The 5,758-nt window shown below is 47.9% G+C and carries 2 tRNA genes and 3 rRNA genes; all 5 read left to right on the top strand.

The features are described 5' to 3' along the window. Nucleotides 1-382 precede the first annotated feature (382 nt). The 5 genes from C3Y98_RS12720 (at nt 383) to rrf (ending at nt 5,745) form a co-directional block, all read left to right on the top strand. A 16S ribosomal RNA gene (locus tag C3Y98_RS12720) occupies nt 383-1,920 on the top strand. Between the two features lie 103 nt (nt 1,921-2,023). Continuing rightward, nucleotides 2,024-2,100, top strand: a tRNA-Ile gene (locus tag C3Y98_RS12715). A gap of 15 nt (nt 2,101-2,115) precedes the next feature. Beyond that, nucleotides 2,116-2,191, top strand: a tRNA-Ala gene (locus C3Y98_RS12710). A gap of 349 nt (nt 2,192-2,540) precedes the next feature. Then, nucleotides 2,541-5,433, top strand: a 23S ribosomal RNA gene (locus C3Y98_RS12705). Between the two features lie 198 nt (nt 5,434-5,631). Then, nucleotides 5,632-5,745 (top strand): 5S ribosomal RNA (rrf, locus tag C3Y98_RS12700). The 16S, 23S and 5S rRNA genes sit together here with 2 tRNA genes alongside, the layout of an rRNA operon. Nucleotides 5,746-5,758: the final 13 nt, after the last annotated feature.

Below are 5,758 nucleotides of genomic sequence, written 5' to 3'. Positions count from 1 at the left end.
GTTAATTTTAATTAGTAAATATTACGAAATTAAGGTTGACGAGCGGTAAAAGCTCTGTATAATGCGCACCTCGTTAACGCAATGCGTAACGACGGAAACGAAAAGTTCTTTAACAATATAACAACTGATAAGTGTGGGTGCTTGTGAATGAAGCAGCTGACTTAATCGCAACTAACTTGTTTTAGTGTTTACATTAAAATTTAACTTAGTTGATTGGTATTAAGATCAGACTCAGAAAATACAAGTGCTTACACTTAAATTTATGACAAGATTGTAGTAATACAAACCTTGACAATGAATTTGAGTCATTACTTATTTATAAGTAATAAAGCAAAAGCGAAATAACCACCTCGCAAGAGGAAAAAAGTAATAGTCAGAAATTAAACTGAAGAGTTTGATCCTGGCTCAGATTGAACGCTGGCGGAATGCTTTACACATGCAAGTCGAACGATGAGATCTAGCTTGCTAGATCGATTAGTGGCGAACGGGTGAGTAATGTATCGGAACGTATCCAATAATGGGGGATAACTAATCGAAAGGTTGGCTAATACCGCATACGCCCTACGGGGGAAAGCAGGGGATCTTCGGACCTTGCGTTAATGGAGCGGCCGATATCTGATTAGCTAGTTGGTGAGGTAAAGGCTCACCAAGGCGACGATCAGTAGCTGGTCTGAGAGGACGACCAGCCACACTGGAACTGAGACACGGTCCAGACTCCTACGGGAGGCAGCAGTGGGGAATTTTGGACAATGGGCGAAAGCCTGATCCAGCCATTCCGCGTGAGTGAAGAAGGCCTTCGGGTTGTAAAGCTCTTTCGCAAGGGAAGAAACGATGCAGTCGAATAAACTGTGTTAATGACGGTACCTTGATAAGAAGCACCGGCTAACTACGTGCCAGCAGCCGCGGTAATACGTAGGGTGCGAGCGTTAATCGGAATTACTGGGCGTAAAGCGTGCGCAGGCGGTTTTGTAAGTCAGATGTGAAATCCCCGAGCTCAACTTGGGAACTGCGTTTGAAACTACAAGACTAGAATATGTCAGAGGGGGGTAGAATTCCACGTGTAGCAGTGAAATGCGTAGAGATGTGGAGGAATACCAATGGCGAAGGCAGCCCCCTGGGATAATATTGACGCTCATGCACGAAAGCGTGGGGAGCAAACAGGATTAGATACCCTGGTAGTCCACGCCCTAAACGATGTCTACTAGTTGTTGGTGGAGTAAAATCCATGAGTAACGCAGCTAACGCGTGAAGTAGACCGCCTGGGGAGTACGGTCGCAAGATTAAAACTCAAAGGAATTGACGGGGGCCCGCACAAGCGGTGGATTATGTGGATTAATTCGATGCAACGCGAAAAACCTTACCTGGCCTTGACATGTAACGAACTTTCCAGAGATGGATTGGTGCTCGAAAGAGAACGTTAACACAGGTGCTGCATGGCTGTCGTCAGCTCGTGTCGTGAGATGTTGGGTTAAGTCCCGCAACGAGCGCAACCCTTGCCATTAATTGCCATCATTTAGTTGGGCACTTTAATGGGACTGCCGGTGACAAACCGGAGGAAGGTGGGGATGACGTCAAGTCCTCATGGCCCTTATGGCCAGGGCTTCACACGTAATACAATGGTCGGTACAGAGGGTTGCCAAGCCGCGAGGTGGAGCCAATCCCAGAAAGCCGATCGTAGTCCGGATTGTAGTCTGCAACTCGACTACATGAAGTCGGAATCGCTAGTAATCGCGGATCAGCATGTCGCGGTGAATACGTTCCCGGGCCTTGTACACACCGCCCGTCACACCATGGGAGTGGGTTTTACCAGAAGTAGGTAGTCTAACCGTAAGGAGGACGCTTACCACGGTAGTATTCATGACTGGGGTGAAGTCGTAACAAGGTAGCCGTATCGGAAGGTGCGGCTGGATCACCTCCTTTCTAGAGACGTCTTTACTTTGCAAGCATTCACACTTATCAGTTGTTAGTAGTCAGCAGCATCAATGATTGACCAAACATTGGCGGAAACGCTAGTAAACCTTGAGGGTCTGTAGCTCAGCTGGTTAGAGCACCGTCTTGATAAGGCGGGGGTCGATGGTTCGAGTCCATCCAGACCCACCAGATTCACCTGAAAATGGGGGATTAGCTCAGCTGGGAGAGCACCTGCTTTGCAAGCAGGGGGTCAACGGTTCGATCCCGTTATCCTCCACCAAGCATTGATGTTGTAAGTAAGAAATTAGAAGTAAGTGTTCTGCGTGAATATTTACTTCTAGTTTTTAACTAGACTGTTCTTTAACAAAATGGAAGAAGTAAAGTGAATACACATTATTGTGATGATATGTGTGTATTCAAAATGGGTAGTAATTGATTGCAAAATCGAAACATTTTGCTTAGCTTGAGTTTCAAGAATGAAAGTTCTTAAAAACAAGTGAAGTAAAATAAACCAGTTAATGTTGTACAACCTTGCAGCATTAACGAAGTTGCTTTAGAAAAGCCTATGACGGATGTCTCATGCATCATGGGATCTGAATTTAAAAAGGGTTCAGGTTTTAACGTTATAGGATCAAGCGAATAAGTGCATATGGTGGATGCCTTGGCGATTACAGGCGATGAAGGACGTGATAGCCTGCGTAAAGGTTCGGGGAGCTGGCAAATAAGCTTTGATCCGGACATGTCCGAATGGGGAAACCCACCCGCAAGGGTAACCGCTCCTGAATATATAGGGAGATGGTGGCAAACCGAGTGAACTGAAACATCTAAGTAGCTCGAGGAAAAGAAATCAACCGAGATTCCGTAAGTAGTGGCGAGCGAACATGGAATAGCCTGTTATTTTTAGCACATGCGATAGTAGAACGGAATGGAAAGTCCGGCCATAGAGGGTGATAGCCCCTTATACGAAATCCCGTGTGTGGAACTAGGGTAACGAAAAGTAGGGCGGGGCACGAGAAACCTTGTCTGAACATGGGGGGACCATCCTCCAAGGCTAAATACTCGTAATCGACCGATAGTGAACCAGTACCGTGAGGGAAAGGCGAAAAGAACCCCGGGAGGGGAGTGAAATAGATCCTGAAACCGTATGCATACAAACAGTGGGAGCGGACTTGTTCCGTGACTGCGTACCTTTTGTATAATGGGTCAGCGACTTACATTCAGTAGCAAGCTTAACCGATAGGGGAGGCGTAGCGAAAGCGAGTCCGAATAGGGCGTCTAGTTGCTGGGTGTAGACCCGAAACCAAGTGATCTATCCATGGCCAGGATGAAGGTGCCGTAACAGGTACTGGAGGTCCGAACCCACAAATGTTGAAAAATTTGGGGATGAGCTGTGGATAGGGGTGAAAGGCTAAACAAACTTGGAAATAGCTGGTTCTCTCCGAAAACTATTTAGGTAGTGCCTCGTATATCATTCTCGGGGGTAGAGCACTGTTATGGCTAGGGGGTTCATAAGAACTTACCAAACCATTGCAAACTCCGAATACTGAGAAATGCAATTACGGGAGACAGTCCATGGGTGCTAACGTCCGTGGACAAGAGGGAAACAACCCAGACCGACAGCTAAGGTCCCAAATGACGTGCTAAGTGGAAAACGAAGTGGGAAGGCATAGACAGCCAGGATGTTGGCTTAGAAGCAGCCATCATTTAAAGAAAGCGTAATAGCTCACTGGTCGAGTCGTCCTGCGCGGAAGATGTAACGGGGCTAAGCACGTAACCGAAGCTTCGGATGCTGCATTCTTCGGAATGTATGCATGGTAGGAGAGCGTTCTGTAGGCCTGCGAAGGTGTGCTGTGAGGCATGCTGGAGGTATCAGAAGTGCGAATGCTGACATGAGTAGCGATAAAGGGAGTGAAAAGCTCCCTCGCCGAAAACCCAAGGTTTCCTGCGCAACGTTCATCGGCGCAGGGTGAGTCGGCCCCTAAGGTGAGGCAGAGATGCGTAGCTGATGGGAAACAGGTTAATATTCCTGTACCTGTATACAATGCGATGTGGGGACGGAGAAGGTTAGGTCAGCCGGGTGTTGGATGTCCCGGTTCAAGCGTGTAGGCAGATTCTTTAGGCAAATCCGGAGAGTCAATGCTGAGGCGTGATAACGAGCGTACTTGTACGTGAAGTGATTGATACCATGCTTCCAAGAAAAGCCACTAAGCTTCAGTTGTATAGAGACCGTACCGCAAACCGACACAGGTGGGTAGGATGAGAATTCTAAGGCGCTTGAGAGAACCCGGGAGAAGGAACTCGGCAAATTAGCACCGTAACTTCGGGAGAAGGTGCGCCCCGGTAGGTTGTAGAGATTTACTCTCGAAGGCCGATGGGGTTGCAGTGAAAAGGTGGCTGCGACTGTTTAATAAAAACACAGCACTCTGCAAACACGAAAGTGGACGTATAGGGTGTGACGCCTGCCCGGTGCTGGAAGATTAAATGATGGGGTGCAAGCTCTTGATTGAAGTCCCAGTAAACGGCGGCCGTAACTATAACGGTCCTAAGGTAGCGAAATTCCTTGTCGGGTAAGTTCCGACCCGCACGAATGGCGTAACGATGGCCACACTGTCTCCTCTCGGGACTCAGCGAAGTTGAAATGTTTGTGAAGATGCAATCTACCCGCGGCTAGACGGAAAGACCCCATGAACCTTTACTGTAGCTTTACATTGGACTTTGACAAGATTTGTGTAGGATAGGTGGGAGACTATGAAGCGGTGTCGCTAGATATCGTGGAGTCAACCTTGAAATACCACCCTGATGTTGTTGAGGTTCTAACCTAGGTCCGTAATCCGGACTGGGGACCGTGTATGGTGGGCAGTTTGACTGGGGCGGTCTCCTCCCAAAGAGTAACGGAGGAGTGCGAAGGTAACCTAGGTACGGTCGGAAATCGTACTGATAGTGCAATGGCATAAGGTTGCTTGACTGCGAGACGGACAGGTCGAGCAGGTGCGAAAGCAGGTCATAGTGATCCGGTGGTTCTGTATGGAAGGGCCATCGCTCAACGGATAAAAGGTACTCTGGGGATAACAGGCTGATTCCTCCCAAGAGTTCATATCGACGGGGGAGTTTGGCACCTCGATGTCGGCTCATCACATCCTGGGGCTGTAGCCGGTCCCAAGGGTATGGCTGTTCGCCATTTAAAGTGGTACGTGAGCTGGGTTTAAAACGTCGTGAGACAGTTTGGTCCCTATCTGCCGTGGGCGTTGGAAATTTGAAGGGACCTGCTCCTAGTACGAGAGGACCGGAGTGGACAGATCTCTGGTGGACCGGTTATCACGCCAGTGGTATAGCCGGGTAGCTAAATCTGGAAGAGATAAACGCTGAAAGCATCTAAGCGTGAAACTCGCCTTGAGATGAGATTTCCCTGGGGGTTTAACCCCCCTAAAGAGTCGTTCGAGACCAGGACGTTGATAGGACGGATGTGGAAGCGCAGTAATGCGTTAAGCTGACCGTTACTAATTGCTCGTGAGGCTTGATCCTATAACCTTAATACTTGAATCAAGATTAATGGTTGTTTTAAAGCTAGATAATGTAATCAATACCCCTATTTAAACCATGCTGCATAGTATGATGACTTTACTTCTTCCAATTTGTTACAGACGCCTCATGAAAATGAGACGGCAACACAGCATAATCGCTTGTGTGTTTGAAGTTTAAACATACGAGACACCAGTTATGCTTGGCGGCCATAGCGGTTTGGAACCACCCCTTCCCATCTCGAACAGGGCCGTGAAACGAACCAGCGCCAATGATAGTATGCTCCTTGCATGCGAAAGTAGGTCACTGCCAAGCTATTTATACCAAA

The organism is Methylotenera oryzisoli, from assembly GCF_004661485.1.
Lineage (GTDB): Bacteria > Pseudomonadota > Gammaproteobacteria > Burkholderiales > Methylophilaceae > Methylotenera > Methylotenera oryzisoli.
Note: the sequence above shows the minus strand (reverse complement) of the source record. Positions and strands in the feature narration are given on the sequence as shown.